At 39.5% G+C, this 25616-nt stretch carries 23 protein-coding genes; 20 read left to right on the forward strand and 3 right to left on the reverse strand.

Translation table 11 applies throughout. The features are described 5' to 3' along the window. Positions 1-60: 60 nt before the first annotated feature. The 6 genes from RIB54_RS13850 to RIB54_RS13875 all read left to right on the forward strand — a co-directional run bounded on the left by RIB54_RS13850 (position 61) and on the right by RIB54_RS13875 (position 5531). The gene (locus tag RIB54_RS13850) at positions 61-957 is read left to right on the forward strand and encodes a sulfurtransferase (RefSeq protein ID WP_350101472.1); all 897 of its coding nucleotides are present in this window, start codon (positions 61-63) and stop codon (positions 955-957) included. Further along, on the forward strand, positions 957-1490 hold the full coding sequence (locus RIB54_RS13855; RefSeq protein WP_350064403.1) for a YeeE/YedE thiosulfate transporter family protein: 534 nt from the start codon (positions 957-959) through the stop codon (positions 1488-1490). Before RIB54_RS13850 ends, RIB54_RS13855 begins: the two co-directional genes overlap by 1 nt. Next, positions 1487-2083, forward strand: a complete 597-nt coding sequence (locus RIB54_RS13860) for a YeeE/YedE thiosulfate transporter family protein (RefSeq protein WP_350101473.1) — start codon at positions 1487-1489, stop codon at positions 2081-2083. The genes RIB54_RS13855 and RIB54_RS13860 overlap by 4 nt, the downstream gene beginning before the upstream one ends. Next, complete coding sequence (locus RIB54_RS13865) at positions 2070-2681, forward strand: rhodanese-like domain-containing protein (RefSeq protein WP_350101474.1); 612 nt, start codon at positions 2070-2072, stop codon at positions 2679-2681. Before RIB54_RS13860 ends, RIB54_RS13865 begins: the two co-directional genes overlap by 14 nt. Before the next feature lie 116 nt (positions 2682-2797). Then, entirely contained in the window at positions 2798-4276 is a 1479-nt protein-coding gene (locus tag RIB54_RS13870) for an aminotransferase class V-fold PLP-dependent enzyme (RefSeq protein WP_350064409.1), read from the forward strand. A 52-nt stretch (positions 4277-4328) separates the two neighbouring features. Next, positions 4329-5531: a TlpA family protein disulfide reductase gene (locus RIB54_RS13875; protein WP_350101475.1), complete on the forward strand. Its 1203-nt coding sequence runs from the start codon at positions 4329-4331 to the stop codon at positions 5529-5531. A gap of 1 nt (position 5532) precedes the next feature. On the opposite strand, the gene RIB54_RS13880 is transcribed toward RIB54_RS13875, so the two are convergent. Beyond that, positions 5533-5961, reverse strand: a complete 429-nt coding sequence (locus tag RIB54_RS13880; RefSeq protein WP_350064413.1) for a bactofilin family protein — start codon at positions 5959-5961, stop codon at positions 5533-5535. Between the two features lie 225 nt (positions 5962-6186). On the opposite strand from RIB54_RS13880, the gene RIB54_RS13885 reads away from it, so the two are divergent. Both RIB54_RS13885 and RIB54_RS13890 read left to right on the forward strand, forming a co-directional pair. Beyond that, positions 6187-6525 carry an MGMT family protein gene (locus RIB54_RS13885; protein WP_350101476.1) on the forward strand — a complete coding sequence of 113 codons (339 nt, stop codon included), beginning with the start codon at positions 6187-6189 and terminating at the stop codon, positions 6523-6525. A 140-nt stretch (positions 6526-6665) separates the two neighbouring features. Then, positions 6666-7025: a hypothetical protein gene (locus tag RIB54_RS13890; protein ID WP_350101477.1), complete on the forward strand. Its 360-nt coding sequence runs from the start codon at positions 6666-6668 to the stop codon at positions 7023-7025. A gap of 796 nt (positions 7026-7821) precedes the next feature. Here RIB54_RS13890 and RIB54_RS13895 read toward each other — a convergent pair. Then, on the reverse strand, positions 7822-9285 hold the full coding sequence (locus tag RIB54_RS13895) for a sodium:solute symporter (protein ID WP_350101478.1): 1464 nt from the start codon (positions 9283-9285) through the stop codon (positions 7822-7824). A gap of 53 nt (positions 9286-9338) precedes the next feature. On the opposite strand from RIB54_RS13895, the gene RIB54_RS13900 reads away from it, so the two are divergent. From RIB54_RS13900 to RIB54_RS13955, 12 genes are all read left to right on the forward strand, one after another. Further along, positions 9339-9620 carry an ATP-dependent Clp protease adaptor ClpS gene (locus RIB54_RS13900; protein ID WP_155182224.1) on the forward strand — a complete coding sequence of 94 codons (282 nt, stop codon included), beginning with the start codon at positions 9339-9341 and terminating at the stop codon, positions 9618-9620. 33 nt (positions 9621-9653) lie between these two features. Next, the gene (locus RIB54_RS13905; protein ID WP_350101479.1) at positions 9654-10442 is read left to right on the forward strand and encodes a tRNA pseudouridine synthase A; all 789 of its coding nucleotides are present in this window, start codon (positions 9654-9656) and stop codon (positions 10440-10442) included. 35 nt (positions 10443-10477) lie between these two features. After that, entirely contained in the window at positions 10478-11092 is a 615-nt protein-coding gene (gene recR, locus RIB54_RS13910; protein ID WP_350101481.1) for a recombination mediator RecR, read from the forward strand. 59 nt (positions 11093-11151) lie between these two features. Then, positions 11152-14166 carry an ATP-binding protein gene (locus RIB54_RS13915; protein ID WP_350101482.1) on the forward strand — a complete coding sequence of 1005 codons (3015 nt, stop codon included), beginning with the start codon at positions 11152-11154 and terminating at the stop codon, positions 14164-14166. A 100-nt stretch (positions 14167-14266) separates the two neighbouring features. Beyond that, positions 14267-14824 carry a hypothetical protein gene (locus RIB54_RS13920; protein ID WP_350101483.1) on the forward strand — a complete coding sequence of 186 codons (558 nt, stop codon included), beginning with the start codon at positions 14267-14269 and terminating at the stop codon, positions 14822-14824. A gap of 36 nt (positions 14825-14860) precedes the next feature. Then, positions 14861-16474, forward strand: a complete 1614-nt coding sequence (locus RIB54_RS13925) for a hypothetical protein (protein ID WP_350101484.1) — start codon at positions 14861-14863, stop codon at positions 16472-16474. 9 nt (positions 16475-16483) lie between these two features. Beyond that, positions 16484-17065: a hypothetical protein gene (locus RIB54_RS13930; RefSeq protein WP_350101485.1), complete on the forward strand. Its 582-nt coding sequence runs from the start codon at positions 16484-16486 to the stop codon at positions 17063-17065. 9 nt (positions 17066-17074) lie between these two features. Next, positions 17075-19534 carry a tail fiber domain-containing protein gene (locus RIB54_RS13935; protein WP_350101486.1) on the forward strand — a complete coding sequence of 820 codons (2460 nt, stop codon included), beginning with the start codon at positions 17075-17077 and terminating at the stop codon, positions 19532-19534. 6 nt (positions 19535-19540) lie between these two features. Continuing rightward, positions 19541-20575 carry a T9SS type B sorting domain-containing protein gene (locus RIB54_RS13940; protein WP_350101487.1) on the forward strand — a complete coding sequence of 345 codons (1035 nt, stop codon included), beginning with the start codon at positions 19541-19543 and terminating at the stop codon, positions 20573-20575. Between the two features lie 6 nt (positions 20576-20581). Further along, positions 20582-21568: a PorP/SprF family type IX secretion system membrane protein gene (locus RIB54_RS13945; RefSeq protein ID WP_350101488.1), complete on the forward strand. Its 987-nt coding sequence runs from the start codon at positions 20582-20584 to the stop codon at positions 21566-21568. Positions 21569-21854: 286 nt separating this feature from the next. Next, complete coding sequence (locus tag RIB54_RS13950; protein ID WP_350101489.1) at positions 21855-23045, forward strand: pyridoxal phosphate-dependent aminotransferase; 1191 nt, start codon at positions 21855-21857, stop codon at positions 23043-23045. Next, positions 23046-24041, forward strand: coding sequence for a bifunctional heptose 7-phosphate kinase/heptose 1-phosphate adenyltransferase (locus tag RIB54_RS13955; protein ID WP_350101490.1), 996 nt, complete (start codon positions 23046-23048; stop codon positions 24039-24041). A gap of 146 nt (positions 24042-24187) precedes the next feature. Here the strand turns inward: RIB54_RS13955 and RIB54_RS13960 are convergent, their stop codons facing one another. Beyond that, complete coding sequence (locus RIB54_RS13960) at positions 24188-25423, reverse strand: carboxypeptidase-like regulatory domain-containing protein (protein WP_350101491.1); 1236 nt, start codon at positions 25421-25423, stop codon at positions 24188-24190. Between the last annotated feature and the right edge of the window lie 193 nt (positions 25424-25616).

Raw genomic sequence — 25616 nt, forward strand, 5'->3', positions numbered from 1 at the left:
AACTCTTGCTTAACTCACCTTCTAGAATCATTGTCGTAGAATGCACTAAAACTCTAAGCAATGAAAAATACATACACACTTATTTTATTGATGCTCATTACTCAAATGGGCTTTGCACAAAATCCAAATGTGCTGGTTACACCAGACTGGCTCAAGGAGCGTATTAATGATGATGATATTGTCATACTGGCAATTGGCAAAGAAGAAAGTTATGAGAAGGAGCATATCCCGGGAGCACTTATGCTCGACTGGGAAGAATATACTTTTAATGATGATACTCATGATTTTGATTTAAAGACTGTAGCAGAGCTTAAAGCCATGTTTGAAAGCAAAGGCTTAGATGATGGTGATAAGGTGGTGATCTACACCAGCGACAATTGGGTTTCAATGACCACCAGGGTATACTTTACACTCGATTATCTGGGGTATGCTGATAATACCTACTTGCTTGATGGTGGCATTCAGTATTGGAAAGCTGAAGGTGGCAAGGTGACTGATGAGGTTAAGGCCGTGAAGAAAGGCAGTTTTACCCCAAAAACGAGAAAGGAAATATTGGCAGATAGGGCTTATGTCTTATCGCATCTCAATAACAACAATGTCAATATAGTGGATGGCAGAGCCACAGTTTATTATGAAGGTATAGATGCAGGAAATGGCGGAAGGAGTAGGAAAGGTCATATTCCTGGCGCCAGGTCAATTCCCTATACCAGCTTAACCAAACTTGTGGATCATGGTGCCTATAAGTTTAAGTCTTTGCAGGAGATAGAGGAGATTTTTAAGGCGCAAAATTTAGATCCTTCCAAACAGCTACTACTTTATTGCCACATAGGGATGCAGCTTACTGTGGTGTACACAGCTGCAAAGATGCTCGGATACAAGGATATTAAGGTTTATGACGGCTCATTTTATGAGTGGGGACCTGATGCTTCTTTACCCATAGAACTGGAGACTAACTGATGACAAAAGGTTCACAAAAACAGCCTCAGCCTTACTGGAATCCGTACTTGTGCGGGATAGGCTTGGGGCTGGTGCTGCTTACCACTTTTGTGGTAATGGGCAGGGGCATTGGTGCTTCAGGTGCCATGACCTCTGTGGTTTCTGTTGGGGTGAATGCGGTGTCTGAAACGCATGCCAGTGCCAACGCATTCTATGCTGGTTATTTGGGTGATGGTACGGTCAGCCCACTCAAAGACTGGCTGGTATTTGAGGTGTTGGGAGTATTGATAGGAGGCTTTCTGTCAGGTGTTTTTGCTCACAGAACCAAATTGAAGGTGGAGAAAGGAAAGTCGATTTCCAGAAATGGCAGGTTTTTATTCTCATTTGTAGGAGGCATAATAATGGCCTTTGGTACCAAGCTGGCGCGGGGTTGTACCAGTGGTCAGGCCCTTACGGGTGGTGCTTTAATGAATGTCGGTAGCTGGTTATTTATGATATCACTTTTTGCCGGAGCCTATGGCATGGCCTGGTTTGTTAGGAGGCTTTGGATATGAATGGACCCTTTTATGAAAATGGCTGGATAGGAGAAGAGGCCAGCCTGTTGATTGCTTTGATAATAGGCCTGGCCTTTGGTTTTTTCCTTGAGCGTGCTGGTTTAGGCAGTGCCAGGAAGCTGGCAGCACAGTTTTATGGTAGCGATCTTACAGTCTTTAAAATGATGTTTACCGCCATTATTACTGCTATGATTGGGGTTTATTGGCTGTCCTGGTTTGGCTTGTTGAATTTGGATCTGGTCTATCTCACGCCAACATATGTGATGCCACAGATCATAGGCGGGCTGGTGTTTGGCATTGGTTTTATTGTGGGAGGCTATTGTCCGGGTACCTCATGTGTGGCTTCAGCTACTGGAAGTATTGACGGTATCGTAAATGTGGTTGGTCTGTTGTTGGGTATTCTCCTTTTTGGTGAGTTGTACCCTTACCTAGAGACTTTTTATAATTCAACACCACTTGGTCAAACCACCATGGTACAATACTTTGAGTTACCTGCTGGATTAATGGTTTTTATTTTGGTAATGGTTGCTTTGGGAGGTTTTTGGTTGTCGGAGAAGTTTGAAGCTTTAAATGCATCAAATGAAGGTGAATAAGTTAAGCGGCCTTTCATTAAACAAGAGGTTAGCGGGTCTGGCTTTTGTTCTTGCTGCATCGGCTATGGTAGCTTCATTCGTTGCGCCAGAAGGACTAAAAAATGAAAATGAAAGACGACCTTTTATTTCGGTGGTCACGCTAGCAAATGCCATCAAAAATAGGGAAGAGTTTCTCTTGATAGATCTCAGAGATGCCGAGGCTTATGAAGAGTTTCATTTGCCTTCAGCGGAAAATATTCCTTATGATTCAGCTTTAGCAATGGACTTTGAATCGAAGGTGATATTTTATTCTGGTGACGATTATCTGGCCAAGAGGCTATGGGAAAAGCGGCATGAAAGTCTGGGGCCAAACACCATGGTTTTATATGGCGGGGTGCACGATTGGTATGAGAAGTTGCTATATCCGGAGTTGCCAATTAATATCCCTGAAGAGCATAAGACAATGGTTAATCAGGTGATTGAGTTAAGCACCTATTATGGTGGTCAGATTGAATTTGTAGAAAGCCAGGAGGTGTTGGAATACTATGAATATGATCTCAATAAAAAATATTGGCCCGGGGCTAAACGTACCAATGGTTTGGTAAGGAAAGGATGTTGAAATGATGCATAAAGCAGGAGGATCAATGGCAAGTGCTAATCATGTGGTTCCTGATATTTTTTGAATAAGGAACCTTTGAATAAGGGTCAAATCTTAGTAAATTATTAAAAAAAATTGTGGAGGAGTATTTCGCAAAATTTCGTAAAAATATAATAGGCATAAATCATAAAATCAGCACGCCCTATCATGAAGCTATTAAAATTGTTTATGCCGATTGGACTGCCAGCGGAAGGCTGTATCAGCCAATAGAAGACACACTACAAAGTGAAATTTACCCTTTAATTGGCAATACCCATACGGAGACCACCTCTACTGGACAGGCCATGACTTATGCCTATAATGAAGCCAGAAATATCATAAAGGCGCATGTTGGTGCTTCCGGTAATGATGTTCTTATAAGTGCTGGATCGGGTATGACTGGTGCGGTTAACAAGCTGCAGCGAATACTTGGGCTTAGGGTACATGAATCCTTTCTCAATACTTTGACTGAGAATGAAAGACCTATAATTTTTATTAGTCATATGGAGCACCACTCTAATCATACCAGCTGGCTGGAAACTATTGCTGATGTGGAAATTGTGGCCCCTGACGCCAATGGCCTTGTGTCTGTTGATAATTTTGAGAAAGCGTTAGATAAGCATCAGGACAGAAAGCGGAAAATTGTGGCTATTACCGCTTGCTCCAATGTAACAGGAATCATTACTCCTTATATGGATATTGCTGCAATCGCTCATCGCATGGGAGCCTTATGTTTTGTTGATTTTGCTTGCTCTGGCCCTTATGTTGATATCAATATGCATGATGATGATAAGACTGGCAGATATTTAGATGCCATTTATTTCTCACCACATAAATTTTTAGGCGGACCGGGATCAAGTGGCATTTTAGTATTTAACAAATGTCTATATCAGAATAATGTTCCTGATAACCCAGGTGGCGGAACAGTAGACTGGACCAACCCATGGGGCGAGCATAAGTATTCTGATAATATTGAAATACGTGAGGATGGTGGAACACCACCATTTTTACAGACGATAAGAGCAGCCATGAGTATTCAGCTGAAAGAAACTATGGGCGTTGAAAATATTAGCACAAGGGAAGCGGAGATAGTTGAAATGGTTTGGAGCCATTTAGATGATATTCCTAATCTGCATGTTCTGGCTGGAAGTATTAAAAAAAGACTGCCTGTAATATCTTTCTACATTGACGGACTTCATCATAATTTGGGAGTTAAAATGTTGAACGACAGATTTGGCATTCAGACCAGGGGAGGCTGCTCCTGTGCAGGTACTTATGGCCATTACCTACTTCATATAGATAAGGAGCATTCCCACAGCATCACCGATCAGATTAGTCATGGTGACAACACCAACAAACCTGGATGGATAAGAATGTCATTTCACCCTACACAGTCAAATGAAGAAATTGTATTTATACTTAAAGCAATTCAGCAGCTGACAAGCCATTATGAGGAGTGGTCTAAAGATTATTCCTGCAACCTGGCTGCTGGTATCATCAAATGTATGAAGGATGATGGTGCTCAGCGTATGGAATTGGAAATTAAAGAAATTTTGCATCAGAACTTTGCCGATTAACCTTCCTTCAACTTTCTGTTTTATGGCCTTATAATTGATTATTTTTGATGCCATGAAAATTACTCAAATTCTGACAATCGTCACTGCTGTTTTGTTTTCAGCCTTCAGTTTATCGGCTCAGCAACCAGCTTCTGGCCAGTGGCAGGGCCAGTTGGAATATGAAGAGGTAGATGTGCCTTTTACTTTCGAGATAAAATATAATGGCGACAAACCTGAAGTCACTTTGATTAATGGTGATGAGAGGATAGCGCTTAAAAAGGTAAAATTCGAGGGTGACTCTATTATCATACCCTTAAAACCTTTTGATGCTGTGCTAAAGGCCAAATATGAAGAGCATGAAATGACGGGCTGGTGGAGTAAGGGTTATAGAAAAAAGAGTGTTCCTTTCAAGGCAACTTATGGTGTGCCACGTTTCAATCCGGGTGGACAACCTACAATAAAAATCTTAGAGAAGCTCTCTGTTACATTAAAGCCTGAAAATGGAGCAGAATACCCAGGGGTTGGTATTTTTAATTTGTTAGATAATGGGATAGTTACAGGTACACTCCTGACGGGGGTAGGTGATTTTAGATATTTCGAGGGTGTGGTTCATGGCGATTCATTAAAGATTTCTGCCTTTGATGGCACCCATGGTTTTATGATTGTAGGGGCAAAAGATGAGAATGGATGGAGCGGTGTTTTTTATTTTGACTCCAACTATAAAGAAACCTGGACAGCCACTGAAGACCCCAATGCTGCATTAGCGGATCAATTTGCTAAGGTAGAAGAAGGTCAAAGGCCTTATTTTGATATTTTAACTGCTGGAGACCCTGCTGTAAAAGTTAGCGAAGATGACTATTTTGATAAAGTGCTTGTTATCCAATTATTTGGTACCTGGTGTCCCAATAGCTTTGATCAAACCAACTATTTGAAAGAGTGGTATAAAGAAAATCACGAAAGGGGCATTGAGGTTCTTGCGGTTTCTTTTGAGGTGAATTTTTCTAAGGAATACGGCACGTGCAGAATTAATGATTATCAGCAGGATATGGAGGTGCCTTATCAGGTGGTATTAGGAGGAAGGCAGAACAAGGGGGATGCGGCATTGGCTTTCCCATTCCTGGATAAGATTAATGCTTTCCCCACTTTAGTGATTATCGATAAAAATGGCTTTGCCCGGTACACATGCAATTATTTCAATGGTCCGGCCACTGGTGAACTGTACAATCAGTTCGATGCCAGTTTCAATAAGATTGTAGATGAGCTTTTAGAAGAGTAGGCTACACTGCTTTTTGTAGTTTCTTTTCCTCAAGCTCTTTCTTCAAATCTTCGGCAAGCTCAATTTTCATATTTTGCTGACCCATTTTACATTGTCCATCGAATTTGGCACCTGCCTCAACTACCAGTTTGTTAGCAATAATATCACCCTTTATTGAGCATGAAGGCTTTAAAACAAGGTTATCTGAGATGATTAATGAACCCTTAACTTCTCCTTCTACCTCGGCAAATTGAGCTTTAACATTACCTTCTATTATAGCGGAGTTCCCAATTACCACCTTTGATTTGGACACTATATCGCCCACCACTTTTCCTTCTACCCTGATGTTTCCATGGGTATGTACATTGCCAGTAAAAGTACTTCCCTTACCAATTATATTATTTGCATTGTGTGCTTCAGCTTGCATTTGTTGTTCTTTATTGTTGAACATAAGTTTAGTTGATTTTAATGTGTACTGCTCGAAGCTAGCCTAAATAGCCAAATATGGCAGTAGCTAATCTTTTGGTAGTTGTTGCGTTCGATTAGCTGCATTAAAATCAGTTAACTGACTGATTATCAAACTTTGGCTTTAAGAATTTGAAATTCAGTAAAAACTGAACGCCATTAAAAGATTATTCTTTATAAGTTAGTCGGGCGTTTAAATGTCTATTTTATTATGCCTGAAGATAAACACTATTCATTTTTTCAAAATGTCTATGATGTGGTGAGGTTGATACCAAAAGGCCGCGTTACCAGCTATGGAGCTATTGCCAACTACCTGGGGGCAAAGAGAAGTGCCAGAATGGTGGGCTGGGCAATGAATGCTGCTCATGGCCTTGATAATGTGCCCGCTCACCGTGTGGTAAACAGGGTAGGACTCCTTTCTGGCAAAAACCATTTTTCAGAACCGGATAGAATGGAACAACTTCTGAAGGATGAAGGAATTACAGTTGTTGAGGATAAGGTTTCTGACTTTAAAAGGATTTTTTGGGATCCAATGACCGAATTAATCTAAACCTTACATTCCCATATCGGGAAATAAAATCCAGCATTGAAACAATTTGGGATATTGATAGGCTAAAAATGACGTTTAAAGCCATTTTCAAGCTTTGGCACTTATGTTGAAGTATGTGTTTTAAATCAAAAATATTACACATGAAGACTTTAGCATTAATAACCACCGCCTTACTAATAAGTGTCTCATCATTCGCTAAGATCAGCGATCCATCCGTTGAGCTCATTGATACCGATGCCAAAAACATACTAAAGTTCAAAGTTAAGAAGGACTTAGTTGGAGCCACCATAAAGTTGGTTTACTCAAATGGTGATGTGGTAACTAAGGAAGAGTTAGTAAAAAAGAAAATGGTTATTGACTTCTGTGATTCAAGAGATGGAGAATATACTGTAGTAATAGAAAAGGGGAGCTATATAGAGAGGATTCAGGTAAAAAAGGATTTGGAGCAAGGGGTTCAGGGCAGGAAACAGTCTCTCATATTTGGAGCGAAATCCAGATAAAAATTCTATAACAATAGCTAATGGTACTGTCAAGCGATTGGTTAAGGGATTGTAAATAGAAGGACACAAGAATTTTGTTGGTTTTATAAATATGCTGTATTTGTTTTAGTTGGTTTTAAAATGTGCAGCGGGGCCACTCCTTTCAAAAGGGGTGGCCTCTTTTTTTATAGACATTTCACAAACCTCTTTCTCTAACTCATTACTCATCTGTCGGGATTTTAATGGAAATGATGCTAGATCGGAGATGATCAAAGGATTTGTAATCAACGGGTTATCAGATTCATGATGGGAGCAATTGTTTCAAATTGGGATAAATGAAAATAGCGCAGTGCTCCTGAATGCATTTAAATAAGGTTTTTACTATTGGCACACCCATTGTAATACACATAATACATGATTTTAGGTTGATTTTAAAGATATGCTGTATTTGTTTTAGTTGGTTTTAATGTGTACAGCGAGGCCACTCCCCCAAAAGGAGTGGCTTCTTTTTTGTCAAAAAATTTACCACACTAGAATTTTATTCTTATCAATCATTTCTGTGGAGAGTAAGGAAAATTTTAAACACCAATTTATCAGGACTAAACAGGCGCACCATTTACACTTGGGCTCCAACACGGGAACTTTTGTCTCAAATTGGGAGAAATAAAAGATAAAAAACGTCTTAAAATGCGTTTAAAGCACTTTTAGTCTATTGGCACAACCATTGTAACAAGGTAAGTACATGATTTTTGGTTGATTTTAAAGATATGCTGTGTTGTTTTAGTTGGTTTTAATATATACAGCAGGGGCCACTCTTTCAAAGGGTGGCCCTTTCTTTTTTGATAAGCAGCAGTAGCCCCAAAAATGTCAGCCCTCCATTAACCAGTAATATTTCAAAACCGAATTTATAGCCATTAAAGAATTGCTCTGAATTGAGGTTAAGGTAATAGGATATGGCTGGTGACAGAATGCAAACAATAGGTACTGCCCAATCGCGAAGTTTGAAGTTGGTAAACAACCCAAAGGTATAAAGTCCTAAAAGTGGCCCGTAAGTATAGCCTGCAGCTTTAAATACAGAACTTATTACAGCATCATTGTTCAGGCTTTTAAAGATGATAATAACTGCAAACAGTATTATTGAAAAGCCTAAATGTATAAGCAATCTTAAATTCCTTTGACTTTTGACATTTTCTAAAGTCTCTTCTCGCTGGAAATTCAGAAAATCTACACAGAATGAGGTGGTCAGTGATGTTAATGCAGAATCTGCGCTGGAGTAAGCAGCGGCTATTATTCCCAGCAGGAACACTATTCCAGTGAAAACATCAAAATGCTGTAGAGCCAAAACTGGGAACAGGTCGTCACTTCTTTCAGGGATGGGTATGCCCTTAGATTGGGAGTAGATGTATAGCATTGCTCCAAGGCATAGGAATAGAAGGTTGACAACAACCAAGACTATTGAAAACCAAAACATGTTCTTCTGAGCTTCACCAATGTTTTTGCAGGTCAGGTTTTTCTGCATCATATCCTGATCAAGACCTGTCATTACTATGGCTATAAAAGCACCTGACAAAAACTGCTTGATAAAATGACTGCTCTCGTTCCAGTCCCAAAAGAAGACTTGAGAAAAACTGCTTTCTTTTACAGAGGTCACCATTTGGGCAAAACCCATATCCAGCTCTATATTAATATTTTTTATTACAATAACAACGGCCAATAACATGAACAATGTTTGCAGTGTGTCAGTCCAAACAATGGTTTTGATACCACCTCTGAAGGTATAGAGCCATATAAGACCTATGGTAATGGCAACAGTTACGTGGAAAGAGATCTCCCAGGTATCAAAAATGGCAATTTGTAATACTCCAGCAACTAAGAAGAGTCTGAAAGAAGCACCTACTATTCGGCTTATTAGAAAGAAGAATGCACCAGTTTTATAACTCCAAAAACCAAAACGGTCTTCAAGGTATTGGTAGATGGATATTAAATTGAGCCTGTAGTATAATGGCATGAGTATGAGACCGATAAAGGCATAACCTACCAGATAGCCAAGTACCATTTGCATATAACCAAATTGGGTGGAGGCTACCCAGCCGGGTACAGAAATGAAGGTCACACCCGAGAGCGAAGCTCCAATCATGCCAAACGCCACCAGATACCACGGTGATTGCCTGTTTCCCGTAAAAAAAGTAGAGGAATCAGTCGTTCTGCTAGTTAAAAATGAAATCAATATTAAGACCGAGAAATAGATAAATATTACGGTGACAACCAGTTGAGGGCTCATAATTTTAGATGCTTCTTATTTTTTTTTACCTTTGGCAAACTAAACAAAACTACATGGATTTCGGATATAGCTACCAAGAAGAGGTTGATGTTTTAGAGGAGGTCAGTACTAGTGACCTTAAAGACCTTGTAGTATTTAATGATGATTTCAACACTTTTGATCATGTCATTAATACTTTGGTAAAGGTATGCAGACACTCTGTTGAGCAGGCTGAGCAATGTGCATGGATCATTCACTATAAAGGGAAATGTACTGTTAAAACGGGAACACTGATAGATCTAAAACCGAAGAAAGAAGCCATCTGTGAGGCTGGCATTGATGCACGGGTATTGTAACCTTTCGTTCATGGTCTGACCAGATGATGGATCATGGATAACTTCTTTTCCACAAAACATTTTTATTTAATTAGAATCCAGTTTCTGGGTTTTAGGTATCATGGTTGGCAAAAACAGTCAAATATCAAGACTGTACAGGGTATGGTTGACAAGACCATTGCCTATGTGTTACAGCATAAAAACTTCAAGACTTTAGGTTGTAGTAGAACTGATGCGATGGTTTCGGCCAATGATTTTGCGCTGGAGCTGTTTTGCTATGAAAAGATGACTCCGGATTTTCTAGAGCTTCTCAATCAAAATTTGCCATCTGATATTAAGGCATTGTCAGTTGATGAGATTGATGAAAGCTTTAATATCATTAAGAATGCAAAAGAAAAGGAATACCACTATGTTTTTGGTTTTGGTGGTAAAACACATCCGTTTGGAGCACCATTTCTTACCTTTCTTCAAGAGACCCTTAATATTGATTTAATGAAATCTATAGCTCCTAATTTTATTGGGGAGCATAATTTTAAGTCTTTCTGTGTGAATTCTGGAGAGCAGTCACAGGTCATAAGGACGGTTTCAGAATGCTCAATCATAGAAAATACTCAATACAAAGGAAGTTTTATGCCGGACGAGAGTTTTATTTTAATTGTAAAAGGCCCGGGGTTCGGCCGTCATCAGGTAAGAATGATGATGGCTTTTCTATTTGAGGTGGGTAGAGGTAATTTGAATAATGAGCAACTTAAAAAGGCTTTAAGCACCGGAAATGCTGAGTTTTCAATGGGTCCTGCACCAGCATCTGGTTTAATCTTGCACAAGGTTGACTTCACAAAGTAATTTTTGCTGCATTAGTTTAATTATCTTTGCCAGCTATGGAATACCCTTCAAAACTCATAGAAAGAGCCGTTGATGAAATCTCAAAACTTCCCGGTATTGGAAAGAAAACCGCATTGCGGTTAGCCCTTCATTTACTGAAAGAAAGTGAGAACAATACACTGTCGTTGAGTGAAGCATTGGTTGATTTGAGAACAAAAACAAAATACTGTAAACTGTGTCTCAATATTTCTGATGCTGAAGTTTGCAATGTGTGCAGCAGCCACAGAAGGGACAGGTCAATCATTTGCGTGGTAGAAGATACACGAGATGTGCTAGCCATAGAGAATACCTCACAGTATACCGGCCTCTATCATGTGTTAGGTGGGGTTATTTCGCCTATTGAAGGTGTAGGGCCAGGTGAACTTAATATTGAGCAGTTGCTAAAGCGGGTTGAAAACACTGAAGATCCTGTTAAGGAGATAATATTTGCCCTGAGCCCAACCATGGAAGGTGATACTACCGCTTTTTACCTTACCAAGAAGCTCAAACAATCTCAAGTAAATATTAGTACCATTGCACGTGGCATACCTATAGGCGGTGAACTCGAATATGCTGATGAAATCACATTAGGCAGGTCAATTGTGAGCAGAACGTCCTACAAACAAGATTAAGGCTATAATTAATTATTTTAAAGATTAATTATTGTTAATTTAAGGTAAAACTTTACACAATGCGACAACTGTTTGTTATTGTGTCTGTGGCTTTATCGAACCTGTTCCGAAGGTTCCTTTTTGGTAGATTCTTCGCCTGCTTGTTTATCTTCTTAGTTATTCAAAGCACACTAGCTTGGGGGCAAAATCGTAAGATTGATTCGTTGCGAAATTTGCAAGAAACTCCGCTTCCTGATAGTACTTATTTGGAAGTGCTTTTGGCACTTGCCAAAGAGCATGAGGAAAAAGGTGTAATCAATGACCTTTATAAAGAGGCAATTGCCAAAGCATCAAGTGCTAAAGACCAGAAAGGAATTCGCAAAGTAATTGAGGTGTATACGCAGTGGTTGAGGGAAAATAGTAACCAACCAGATGCTATAGTTTCTACTTTTGAGCTTGGTCTGAGTTTGGTAAGTGACGCAAAGCATCGATTATCTCTCTATTATCATCTAGGAGAGTTTTATTATGGTCAAGGTGAGGATAAAGCTGCCCAAAACTCAATACATGCAGGAATTAAAATTGCAGAGGAAAACGATTTGCCCCAGCATGTAGCAAGAGGATATGTAATTTTGGGTAATGGTCAGTTTTACAAGCTTGAGTATGAAAAGGCCTTTTTATTTTATACAAAAGCTGATTCGGTCTGTGAAGTTAACGAGAATCTGAAAGTGTCACCGCTCCGTGCCAAAATTCTGAATTATATAGGCTACTCTGTGCGAGTAACTCATGGGTATGAAAAAGCCGTAGAATACTATTTCAAAGCTAAAGAAATGTATGAAGAGCTTAATGACCTGTCTGGTATTCAGGAAGTTAACCTGGGTCTGACACAATACTACACCAGTGTTGGTGACTATAATAAGGCAGAAAAATTACTCTCAGAGGCTATCAACTATTATAAGGACAAAGGGCCACAGAGCAGTTATACTTATGCGATCATTTCACGAGGGTATTTTTTCCTAAAACAAGAGAAGTATAATGAAGCATTGCAGGATTACCAATTATATTATGATATAGCATTTGAAGGTACCAATAAGTTGTTCCAGCTCAATGCTTTAAATTACATGTCATACCTGTATTTAGAAATTGGAGATTTGGCACTAGCTTCTAAATTTGGTGAAGATGGTATAAAGCTGAGTAAAGAGATAGGTGAAGTTGAAACCAGAAAAGTAATGTATGAACAGTTAGTACTTATTTATACTCAAGATGAGGCGACAGAGAAACTCAATCAAACATATAAAGACTATATAACTCTTCGTGATGAGTTGGACAGTATAGGTAAGGACGAAGAGATATTTGAACTCGAGGCTAAATATCAAACAGAAAAAAAAGAACAGGAAATAGCGCTGCTTACTACGCAAAATCAGCTTGCTCAACAAGAAAAACAAAACCAACTGTACCTTTTATCAGGCATTGTGCTAATCGTTTTAATTGCTGCCATTTTCTTTTTTATCCTTTATAGGAATAGACAAAAGACAACCAATAAACTGCAAGAGCTAGACATTATTAAATCAAACTTCTTTGCCAATATCTCTCATGAATTCCGAACTCCGCTAACGTTAATCAAAGGACCTGTGCAAGAGCAGCTTGCTCATGGGGGCCTGAGCGATAGTAACCGAGCACATTTGCAGATGATAAACAGAAATGCAGACCGGCTTTTGTCACTGGTTGATCAGCTGCTTGATCTTTCAAAGCTGGAATCAGGCAGTCTGAAACTTAATATAGAAAGGGCCTCATTATCATCATTTTCCAGAGTTGTAGTTGCTCCATTTCGGTACCTTGCTGAGCGGAAAGGCATTGAGTTTATTACCAATGTCACCGAAATGGGTGATTGCCATTTTGATAAAGATATTCTTGAAAAGATAGTGGTAAACCTGCTTTCTAATGCTATTAAATACACACCTGAAGGTGGTAAGGTTCAGTATGAGCAGAAAGTTAGTGGTCATCTGGCCATTATTGAAGTAAGAAATACTGGTGCAGGCATCCCTAAAGATCAACAAAGGAAAATTTTTGATCGATTCTATCAAATGGGAAAAAATCAGGGAGGAGTAGGTATTGGACTGGCCTTGGTAAAAGAGCTCGTAACACTTCACAAAGGGTCTATAAGCTTAACGAGTAACGAAAATGAGTTTACCTGTTTTGAAGTTCAGTTGCCTATAGCTGATACTAATTATGCAACTGATGAGCGGGCGTCTGATTCTCAAATTAGAGAAACCTCTTTCCCTAAAGAAGAGGCAGATTATATAATTACAGCACCAGATATAATTGATAGTGAAAAGCCTATAATGCTGATTGTAGAAGATAATTCAGATTTGCGTGAGCTAATTAGGGGCTTGTTTAACACTTACTATTCAATCCTTCAGGCTGAGAACGGTGAGGAGGGTATCCAGAAGGCCATCGAGCATGTTCCCGATGTCATTATATCTGATGTAATGATGCCAATTAAGGATGGTGTTGAACTGTCTCAAACCCTTAAGGCAGATGAGCGAACTAGCCATATTCCTATTATTTTACTTACTGCTAAGGCAGGCGATGAAAATGAGCTAAAAGGACTGGAAACGGGTGCCGATGAATATATGGTTAAACCATTTAATAATGAGATTTTAAAGGTTAGAGTTGAGAAATTAATTGAATTGAGAACTCAATTGAGAGAACGCTATAGCCAGGAGGTCATACTTCAACCAAAAGACATTGCAATTTCATCTGTTGATGAAAAATTTCTTGATCGGGTACAATCAATAATAGATTCACACCTGACCAAATCTGACTTTACTGCCGAACTTTTTAGTAAGGAAATAGGCATGAGCAGAATGCAACTGCACCGTAAGCTCAAGGCTTTGATTGGGTTGAGTACTTCTGAATTTATAAGATCTCAAAGACTAAAAATGGCAGCTCAGCTGTTAGATACTTCTGATGTGAATATGTCTGAAGTAGCTTATGCTGTTGGATTTAATGATCCATCATATTTTGCTAAATGTTTCAAAGATGCTTATGGATGCACCCCATCTCAATACGCAGCAGAGGTGCACACAAACGGCTAAAACCTGCCAATAGCACTGTTTTCGGGGGCTTGTTACATCTCTCCTAGTAGTTGTTACAAATTTGATATAAGCCGAAGGTAGATTTATCGACCTTGGCTTTATGAGAATCACGAACAACCTTTTGTCTATGGTTGTGGCAACAAAACTCAAAGGGCTTTTCATAACTGGTTTGTTTATAATCCCTTTGTTGAGTTGTGATGTAGAGGAAGTACCTGAGATGGACGATGTGCCACCTGAGTTCACACTTAATATTCAGGGTGCCGGTATCAATCAAACCTTTACACCGAGAGATAATTTTGAGGAAATACAGCTTAATCTCTTAGAAGGGACTACCTACGATTTTACTTTTTTAGGAGCTGATGCTGGGGGAGTAGAACAGCTCGTTTTAGTGGCACCTTGGCAGTCAGTGGATTTTGCTAATCTTCCGTCTGATGTGCAACGGACAGAAGATGGCATTGTAACTACTCTTATCAAAGAAGGTGATATTGACAATGCGCTAACAGCACTTTCCTTTTCAGGTGAAATCCAAATCATTGGTGTTTTTCAGGAATCATTTACACTAAATCTGGAAGTCCATGATTTTGCTACCCCAGCAAATTCTACTTATGCTGAGTTACAGATAAAAATTGTAGAAGACCCTGATATGGTTGGCCTTTAAACACATAAGAATCATTAAAACATAAAACTAGATCGAATGAAAAAAATAAATGCAATAGTTGTTAGTATGCTTTTTGTCTGTACTTCTGTTTTTCTAACCGGTTGTGATGATGATGATCCAGCCCCAACCATATTAGATATCACTACACTGAACGGAAGCTGGGTTGATGACAATGTGCCGTTGGCAGGTGAGGAGGAAGGCTTTGTAGTTGTAGAATTTTTGATAACAGACACATCAGCTGACGGGGAAGTTTATGCTGCTACGCTGAATGATGCAAACATAGTTTGCCCTGACCCGCTCTTTAGAAATTTGGTGGCTGCCGAAGGTAATTCATTTGTAGGCGAGGGACTGTTAAGTTCGGGAGGATCTTATGAAGATGTAACGCTCACACTGATCGATGACAATACCATCAATGTAAGTTGGGATTGTTCATCATGCACGCCTGTTGTGGATGTGCTTAGCAAAACTACAAGTCTTTCAGATGTTCTACCGATAGTTGTGAATAGTGATATTGACGAAGAAACCACCTTTTACAACATTGTATGCGATCCTGATATCCCTGATTATGTGGTAACCGATTTGATAGACGTGCGCGCACATCTCACCATAATGCCTGGCGTGGTGATTGCTTTTGAAGCCAATGCCGGAATGGACATTACCGATGTAAACGCTGACGGAAGCCTTACCGCAGAAGGAACAGGTTCTGATAAGATAATATTTACCGGGACAGAAGAAGAGGCTGGATTTTGGAGAGGATTATCTTTTGAATCTAATGACTCAAGGAATGTGCTCAGAGAGGTGAATGTAAGATACGCAGGAAGTGATCCTATTGTGACTTATGGAACAGGTGTGGCGTTGCATGGGGCAGTGGCCATAGAATCAGAAAGTGGTTTTAATGGTAGCCTGAGTATAGAACGTACCACCATCTCAAATACTTCAGGTTACGGACTGATTGTGGAGGAAGGCACACTTTTACGTGAATTTGGAGCCAACTCATTTGTCAATAACACCGAATCGGCCGTGCGGATAGATGCCAATAATGTAGGGGCTATTGATGCATTCTCAGATTTTTTTGGTGGCATTCCAGAGCTGAACGGAACAAATGGTTTCAACGGGGTGGAGATCAACGCCAGTGGTAGCTCTATTCATGATATCACGGAGGACGCTGTTTGGCCTGCATTGGACAGAGGTGCAGCCTATCGTGTGGAACAATCTTTTGATGTGGAGGCTCAGCTCAACATAATGCCCGGTGCGATTATAGAATTTGAGGCCAACCAAACAGCCATTTTTAAACAAAATTTGGATATTCCTTTAGGAACTCTCATTGCTAAAGGTACTGAGTCTGACCCCATAACATTTACAGGAGTATTAAAAACCCCAGGGTACTGGCAAGGGCTTATCATTCAGAGCAATAGCATCTTAAATGAGATGGATTACTGCATAATAGAATATGGTGGAAGTGACCCCATTGCGGGCGAATTGGCCAATATTGGTGTTGAAAAAGATGGAGCTTATGACTCGCCCAGCCTAAAGGTGACAAATTCTATCATCAGATATAGCGCTGGGTGCGGAATAGTATTCGAAGCTGGAAACCTGAATTATGACGGGTCTACTTTTAGCGATAATGTGGGCCTCGATGTGTGCTTGTAAATTAATGTTATGAATAGGATAACTAAAATATTAGGAAGTTTATTATTGGCTATTATGCTTGCTATAGGATGCGCTGAAGATGGTGAGCCTGGCCCCCAAGGTGAAGAGGGCATACAAGGAGAACAAGGAGAACAAGGAGAACAAGGCGAGCAGGGAGAAAAGGGTGATCCTGGTGCCGCTAATGTAATCTACTCGGATTGGCTGGACAGTGAGTTTGGAAGTGGAGGTAACTATTCATTGTATCTCCTGGCAGAAATTGATAACAACCTCACTTCTACAAACACCGCTGTATTTTTGGTCTATTGCAAAGAGGAACCTTCAGATATCGTTAACCCTTTGCCTATGCAATTGGATCAAACAATTTATAGTTTTTATGTGGTTCCACCCAGGAGTGAAACGCCTACCATCTCCAGGATATTTCTTTACAGAGATGGAACTCCACCTGAAAATTTACCTCTAGGGCGAGCTATTCCTACTCATTTTAGGTATGTGGTTATACCTGGAGGGATTCCTGCCTCGGCAGGTCGCACAATTAACTATACCGACATGGATTATAATGAAATTAAAGCACGCTTTAATATTCCTGACTAATTGAACACTATGATGAAAACACAAACCATACCCATACAGTATTTATGCATTGTAGTGCTGTCATTTATTTGCACTGCTACAATTCATGCCCAAAAAAGTGTAACCATAGGTAGCGAAGACCTGAATAATAAGTCAGTGCTAACTTTGGTAACGTCAACTGGTGATCAGGGATTCATTTTACCAGTGGTTGAGAACAAGAATAGCATCAATCCGGGAGCTTCCGAAAACGGAATGTTGGTGTATGAAAGCACCACCTCTTCGGTTTTTTTGTGGAATGGTACTGAGTGGTTAAATATAGCAGAAGGAAGCAGCGTCTCCATAGATCAGCTTAGTGAAATTGGTGATGTAAGTGCTGAGTTACCGACAGATGGGCAGATGCTACAGTTTCAGTCAGGTGTCGGTTGGGTAGCCAGTGATGTTTCATTTGAGGATACTGACAATCAAGAATTATCAATTGCAGAAGATGTTTTGACCATTGAAAATGGTACAGAATCAATAGATTTAAGCGGTTATAAGCAAGACCTGAATTTAGCGGGGACTGAATTGAGCATCACTAATGGCTCTATCATTGATCTTGCAGCATTGATTCCTTCGAATTCTGACGATCAAACAGCCACAGAGGTTATTTATGATAATACAGCCTCAGGGTTAATTGCAACAGATGTTCAGTCGGCTTTGGATGAACTTTCAGCCACTCCTCCAGGGTCATTATGGTCAACCAAGGGTGATAATATTCATTTTAGCACTGGGAATATTGGGGTTGGAACAGCCGATCCAGCTGGTAAACTTCATGTCGATATTACCACAGGTAGTACCGAGAGTAGAGCATTGCACATTTCAAATAATTATACTGGTACTTCTGCAGCATATGGCAGCTATATTGATGTGAATGGAGAATCTACAGGGTCTAAAATTGGAAACTATGTGTCAGTAGAAAGTGGACAGGGTGCTAAAGCTGGTCAGATTATAGAAGTAGACCAGCAGGCAGAGGCTACTGGATATGGTCAATTTATTCAACTGGTGAGTGACAATGCTGATCAACCAGCTGCGGGGGTTTATCTCGTTCATGCTGGTTTAGGAAGCGGTGATAAATATGGTATACTAAGCGGAGTAGGTAGTGAAAGTGGCAAAGGCACTGGCTTTTATACCACAATTCAAGGAGGGGAGGGCATCGGACTTCATACTGTCATTTCAAATAATACCGGGAATAGTACGGGTGTACTATCGGAAATATCAGAAAACACAAGTCCCATATCCCGCGGGTTCCATTCAATAATTTCAGAAGGTGGGGAAAAGGTAGGTTATGACTCTGACATAGTGCAAGATAATGATATACTGCATAGCTATGGTTTAAGAAGTAACATCGTAAACAATAACAGCGAAGTAGAGCAATATGGTATTCATTCCACAATTCTGGGATCTGGAGTTGGAGATAAATTTGGTATTTGGTCAAATTTAAGACTAGGGTCTGGTAAAAAAACGGGCATTTATTCAACCGTACGGCAAGGGGGAGATCAGCCAAGTTATGGGATTTACAGTAATGTCATTCACAATAGTAGTGCTGCAGGTTATGCATTCTATTCAAGGGTCGTTGGTAATTCTGATTTAAATGGATTTTATAATTCTATGATCACTTCATCAGGAACTTTGACTGCCATGACTCATGATTTGGAGACTGATAGCGATGGAAAATCTTTAGGGAATTACGTACATATTTATGGCACTGGTACAGGCAGCAGAACTAGCTTTTCCTCAAGAATAGTTGACGGCAATAATGAAAAAATTGGTTATAATTCTCAGATAGTACAAAACTCACCACGAACTACCTATGGATTTGAAAGTACGATTACAGATAATTCTAATGGAGGTTCTGTGGGCCTACGCCTTAGAGTAGTTGATAATGTAAGTGCCGGAGTTGCCTATGGTATCTTATCTTCTGGTGATTCACTTAATACCTTTGAAGGATCAATTCGAGCGGGATATCAAATTAGTGCCCCAATTATAAAAGCCGGAAGTTGGAATTTTCAAGATGAAAAGGGTGTCAGTCCACCCGACTTGTTACTTTATGGTGGAGGAACAATAAAAGGAGGGTTTGAGGCTGTTAGTGGTGTTTATTACAATGCATCTGATGAAAGGTTAAAGATGAACGTTCATAGAATGGGTGCAGTGTTAGCTAGTGTTATGCAACTCAAACCTTCACGCTATAAGTTCAAAGACAATGGTTCCAATAGTCAAGAAAACATCGGCCTCATTGCCCAGGAAGTGATGGCCTTATTTCCCGACCTGGTTAATGTTGTTGACGATGGAAATTACAAAGACCTGCATACGCTCAATTATAGTGGTTTAAGTGTTGTCGCTATTAAAGCAATTCAAGAGCAACAGGAAATCATCATTACTCAGGAAGAACGTATTAGGGAGCTTGAAGATCAAATGAAGGTGCTGCTTAAACAAACTGAGAGTAAACAGTAAATAGGTATGAATTTCTTTATAATGAAAGGTTTAATACTATCCATTCTATTGTTTATTTCTACTATTGTTCACGGACAATTTGTAATAGGAGAGGGCGTTTCTCTAAAAATAGACAATATTGTGACTACCGATGGCTCCTTAAACAATGAAGGCTCCTTGGTGTGGGACATTAACTCACGATTGTATTTGACTGGTGATGGGGAACTTCAAACAACTGACAGTTCAACCCTCAATAATCTAAAAATTAATGGTGCCTATCAGCTACACAATTCCATAATTGTTGTCAATAGCCTCGCTTTAATGGGAGGTACAATAACTCCTGTCAATAATTCACAACTATTACTACTCAATAGTGCAAACATAACTTCTGAAAATGGTGCTTATGTTGCCGGCAACTTATATCATCAAGGTACAGGAGAAAAGTTTTATCCTCTTGGTAAAAATCAAATATACACACCAGTTATACTTACCGATGTTCAAGGCGAAGAAGAAGTCATCGTTGGTTTAGAAGCCTTTAATGAATCGCTGGATGTAGACATGGCCGTTCAGGATTGGTATTGGCAGATCACAACAGAAGGAGATTTTGAAGGGTCTTTAATTCAACTCCCACTTTTGGATACTGAGGGTATGGCCTTTACAGTGCTACAATCTGACGGTGCTAATGCATTGGATTTAGGAGGCAATCTGGTTAATGGCTCCCTATCAGTGGAAAGCCAGCTCCAGGGAATTGGACCTTATTTTTTATTAGGCTCTGACTCTGAAGAAGATTTGGCCCTAACCATTCACAATATTGTTACTCCTGACAGGAAGGATGGCAAAAATGATGCGTTCTACATAGAGAATATAGAGCGATATGAAGAAAATACCGTCATCATTATGACCCGTTGGGGCTCGGAAATCTGTCGCATCGAAAACTTTAGCAATGATCCTTCCGATCAGAAAGGTTGTGACCTTGACCGCATTTCAGCAGGTAATTACATCTGCGTGGTGGAGTATGGTGGCAAGAGATCAACCCCTGTTTTAATCACAATACTTAAATAGTTTGCCATGAGAACTACATTCATATGGATTCTAATATTGGTAAACACTGTATTTGTCAAAGCACAGGATGTCCCGCTGCTCAGCCAAAAATTAACAGATGCATTTATTTATAATTCTTCATTTGCAGGACTTGACAACGGTTCAATAACCTTTGCTCATCGTGCTGCTTTTAATAAGGTGGAGGGGGGAGGAAAGATTAACTTCCTAAGTTTTAATATGCCTTTGTCCTACAACAATTTTGGAGTTGGCCTTAGTCTGTACAACGAAAAGATCAATTTCATGAATAATACTTATGTGTCAGGTGCTTTTGCTTACCATATTGAAATTGGAAACGACCAATTGTTTTCAATGGGGGTTGCTGCTGAGTATAATAATATTCGAGCTGACGCTGACCGCGTAGTTGGTGACCTTTCAGATGAAATGCTGGCCTTGCTGGATGCTGGCCAGTACAACAAAATGGATTACTCTGCAGGCATTAACTATCAACACCGTTACTTTAAAATTGGAATATCTTCTAATCGTTTAGCTACAGCATTTAAAGGCGATGATGATCAAAATATCCTAGTGCAATACTATACCGCCCAAGGGGCACTTATGCTTCCAGTTAGAGGAGGCGTTGATTTGATCGAGCCCATGTTTATTTATCGCAAATTTTCGAAGGTTAGTCATTCATGGGATCTTGGTTGCTACTATACTTTTAATGATCTCATTTTATTCGGCATTTCCGCCAGAGTTGGTGGAAGCGCTGAATTCTCTAGTAAGGAAAATAACGCAATTAATGTCTTCAATATTACAGGCGGATTTAAATTGATGAGCAAGCTTTTATTAGGCTATAGCGTTGATATAGCTTCAAGTTCTGCCTCCTTGGGCCCCAGTCATGAATTCACCTTGTCCTACGAGTTCTTAGATATTAACAATAACCAACGGTTTAATCAAAAGTCACCATCTAACTATAAGGGTAGATTTAAAAAGAAAGGGAATAAGAGAAAGTAAGTAAAGCATGCCAGAGCAAAAGTTTACTGTTTACGAAGGGGCATTACCACGTGTATTAACATCAAAGGTGCGAGTCAATATTGATCTAATGGAAAGGGGAAATTACGAACTGCAAATTGTATATAAAGGGAAGGTGCTTAGGCGCGTCTACTTTTCTAAATCATAGGGAAAGCCTGGTCACTAAATAGAAAAAATAAAGCAAGTGTATTAATAAATGCGCTTGCTTTATTTTTATATGTTGAAATGTCTATTTTTGGCCTCTGAATTTATAGCATACAGCACATTTATGAATTTATCTGACAGAATTAACAACATGGAAGAGTCTGCCACATTAGCGATGGCAGCAAAAGCCCGTGAGTTCAAATCACAGGGCATTGATGTAATAAGTCTCAGTTTGGGAGAGCCCGATTTTAAGACTCCTAAACATATTCAGGAAGGTGCAAAGAAAGCTATTGATGAAGGTAAATATTTTGCCTATCCTCCTGTAGCAGGTTATTTGGATTTGAGGGAAGCTATTGCAGCTAAACTGAAAAAAGAAAACAACATTGACAGCAAAGCTGAAAACATTGTTGTTTCAAATGGAGCGAAACAATCAATCGCCAATGTAATGTTCGCCCTGGTTAATCCAGGTGATGAGGTGATTGTTTTTTCTCCATTTTGGGTAAGCTACTCAGCGCTTATTCAACTTGCTGAAGGAACCCCTGTCTTCATAAAAGGGGGCATTGAGGATGATTTTAAAGCTACTGCAGAGCAATTGGCAGCAGCTATTACACCAAGAACAAAGGCCATAATATATTCATCTCCTTGTAATCCGACAGGATCAGTTTTTACGAGAACAGAACTAGAAGCCATTGCAAATGTTATCCGTGAAAAGGATATTATAGTAATAGCTGATGAAATATATGAACATATTAATTTTACGGGTGACCATGTAAGTATGGCTTCCTTACCGGGGATGCTTGAGAAAACTGTTACTGTTAACGGTTTTGCCAAAGGTTTTGCTATGACTGGCTGGAGAGTGGGCTATATCTCTGCTCCAAAATGGATAGCAGACGGCTGTAATAAAATGCAGGGACAGATAACATCTGCTAACTGCTCTATTGCGCAACGGGCTGCATTAACTGCTTTAACTTCAGATTTGGGGCCTACCAAAGAAATGACCAAAGCTTATCATGAAAGAAGAGCGTTGGTTTATGATTTATTGAAAGACATACCAGGTGTAAAAACAAATATGCCTACAGGTGCATTTTACTTTTTCCCTGATGTAAGCCACTACTTTGGTAAGAAGATAGGTGAGAGAGTAATTAAGAATGCAGATGATCTTTGCTTGTACATCCTTGAAGAAGCTCATGTTTCACTGGTAACAGGAGATGCTTTTGGAGATGCAAGTTGTGTTAGAATCTCATATGCGGCTTCCGTAGAAGAGCTTAAGGAGGCAATGATCAGAATAAAATCTGCTTTGAGTAAACTTTCTTAAATGGCCTATTCCAATTTCAATCAGATATTCAATGCATTTGAGGGCTTAAATGTGCTCATCATTGGTGATGTTATGATTGATGCCTACATCTGGGGGGCGGTGGAGAGAATTTCTCCTGAAGCACCAGTGCCTATTGTTAGAGCCACCAAGCGGGATTACAGACTTGGCGGTGCCGCTAATGTGGCGTTGAACGTACAGGCTTTAGGTGCCAACCCGATTTTATGCGCTGTGATTGGTGATGATGAAGGCAGTATAAAGTTTAAGGAGCGATTGATCGTCAATGGTATTTCTGATAAAGGTATTGTAGGAAGTGCTGAGCGCCCCACAACGGTTAAAACGAGAGTACTTAGTGGGCATCATCACATGGTGCGTGTGGATGAGGAGACGGATAGGGTTTTGTCAAAAACTGAAGAGAGTCAACTGCTTAAAAGAATAGAATTGCTCCTCTCAGATTGCCAAGTGGTGATCTTTGAAGATTATGATAAGGGAGTAATTACCAGGAATGTTATTAAAAAAACTGTGGAGATGGCCAAGGCCAAAAATATACCTACAGTTGTTGACCCTAAGAAGAGAAATTTTTTGGCCTACAAAGGCACTACCTTATTCAAGCCAAACCTGAAAGAATTAAAAGAAGGCCTTAAGTTGGACTTCGAAAAGGATAATCAGGAAGAGATTGAAAAGGCGGTGGAGCTTTTGATTGAAAAGCTTGGAGCTGATGGTTCATTAATTACCTTATCGGAACGGGGTGTTTTCATTAATTTCAAAAATGAAAAACATCAAATCCCTGCGCACTTAAGAGAGATTGCAGATGTTTCTGGTGCTGGTGATACTGTTATCAGTATTGCTGCATTGTGTATAGCCTTAAACCTTTCTCCAAAGATTATTGCTGCTTTGTCCAATTTGGGTGGAGGCCTTGTTTGTGAGCATATTGGCGTGGTGCCGATAGATAAAAACGACCTGCTTCAAGAGGCTAATAAACTTAACATTCCCCTATAAAAAAACATCCCCAAAGCACCTTGGCCTCAGGGATGTTTCTTGTCTATAGTTGGCTTTATGATTACTAAGTAACACCATGCTGATCAAAGTTGGTAGACCTCATCGTCATACCGTATTTTTTTACGATAAATGACATCATCTACCGATTAGTAATTCTCGAACTGCTCTTCAAGTGTGCCTAATTCTTCCAAATCGGCTACAATTTCTTCATCTAAAGGCGTGTCCTTTATTACGTTATAATTCTCCCAGAATTCTCGATTATACCGCTCGTCTTGATACTGAAGGCCATACCTCCTCATTTTTTCTGTACCTGTTATGCGCTCATATGGGTTGGTTTCTATATTATTAATTAGTAGCTCTTGCTGCAGTTCTGTTTCAAATTTTAGCTCATCCGTTTTTTGATCGTACCAATTTATTTTTGATTGAAGCTTAATCAGATTCAGATACATTTTACCCTGGTACTCTTTAAAGTCGATCGATTTTATATCAGAAATATACCTACTCACGAGGTCTCCCTTTTTTCTAAGTACCTCATTGTTGAATGTCCGTTCATACTCCATCCTAACAATCCCATAGGTTTCGACATCAACAAAAAGCTTAATGTGCATAGTGCCTCCATTGTCTGGCACAAGAAATCTGCCTTCAGCTACATGCACCAATTGACCATTGTACATTGTAGTTTCACCCCTCCTAAAGCTATTAAAAAAGACCTCTTGCATAGGGAATTGTCTATAGCGGATGTTGTTGTGAAGGAGTAAATCTTCAAGCAAGTTATATTTCTCAAAGTAGCGGGTAAACTTATTGCTGTAACCCAAACTCTTTCGCACTTCCATTAGTGCTACTCTTTCTCTAAGCCTGTTTTTGTTTTTAGGCTCTTCGTAATCTTCATCATAAATTTTGACAGCTGCTTCTAATAGTGAGAAGTACTTTCCTCCCACTTTTTTTAAATCACGGTAAAAACCATCCATCAAAAATGGTTCCTTAGGGTAGTTTTGGTCAATTTTATTCAGGGCAGCACTTACAATGTCGCCTCCATTCAAAGAATCAGTGATTATTACCTCATCCAATACTTTTGATGCCCTTTTCAGTCTAAATATTACAGTGTCTTTGTAAGCATAATTGGAAATAGGTACCGAAAGGTTTTGATATCCTAACATTCTAATGACCATCCGATAGTCCTTATAGATGTAGGGCACATGAAAATCAAATTCGCCTACTGCATTTGAAACTGTACCCACAGATTTTCCATCTATGCCAATTGATGCAAAGATAATAGGCTCTTCAGTCTCATCATCGATCAATTTACCTGATATAGTGATTGTCTTCTGAGAAAACCCTATAGCAGAGATTGATAAAAAAATTACAATCAAAAGAGATCGCATATTGTTGATATCTAGTTACTTAAGTAATTGTTAAAGATGGCAATGAAACGTCAAATTATCAATTAATGTATTGGTCAATAAAGCTATTTAAAGTATTGATGCAAGTTTTAACCCATAAATCAATCATTTTAACGAAAGTACGTTGCTCTTAAATTTGCCTAAGCAATTTTTTGAGTACGAATTCTTAATTTAG

Source organism: Fulvivirga sp. (assembly GCF_040218215.1).
Lineage (GTDB): Bacteria > Bacteroidota > Bacteroidia > Cytophagales > Cyclobacteriaceae > Fulvivirga.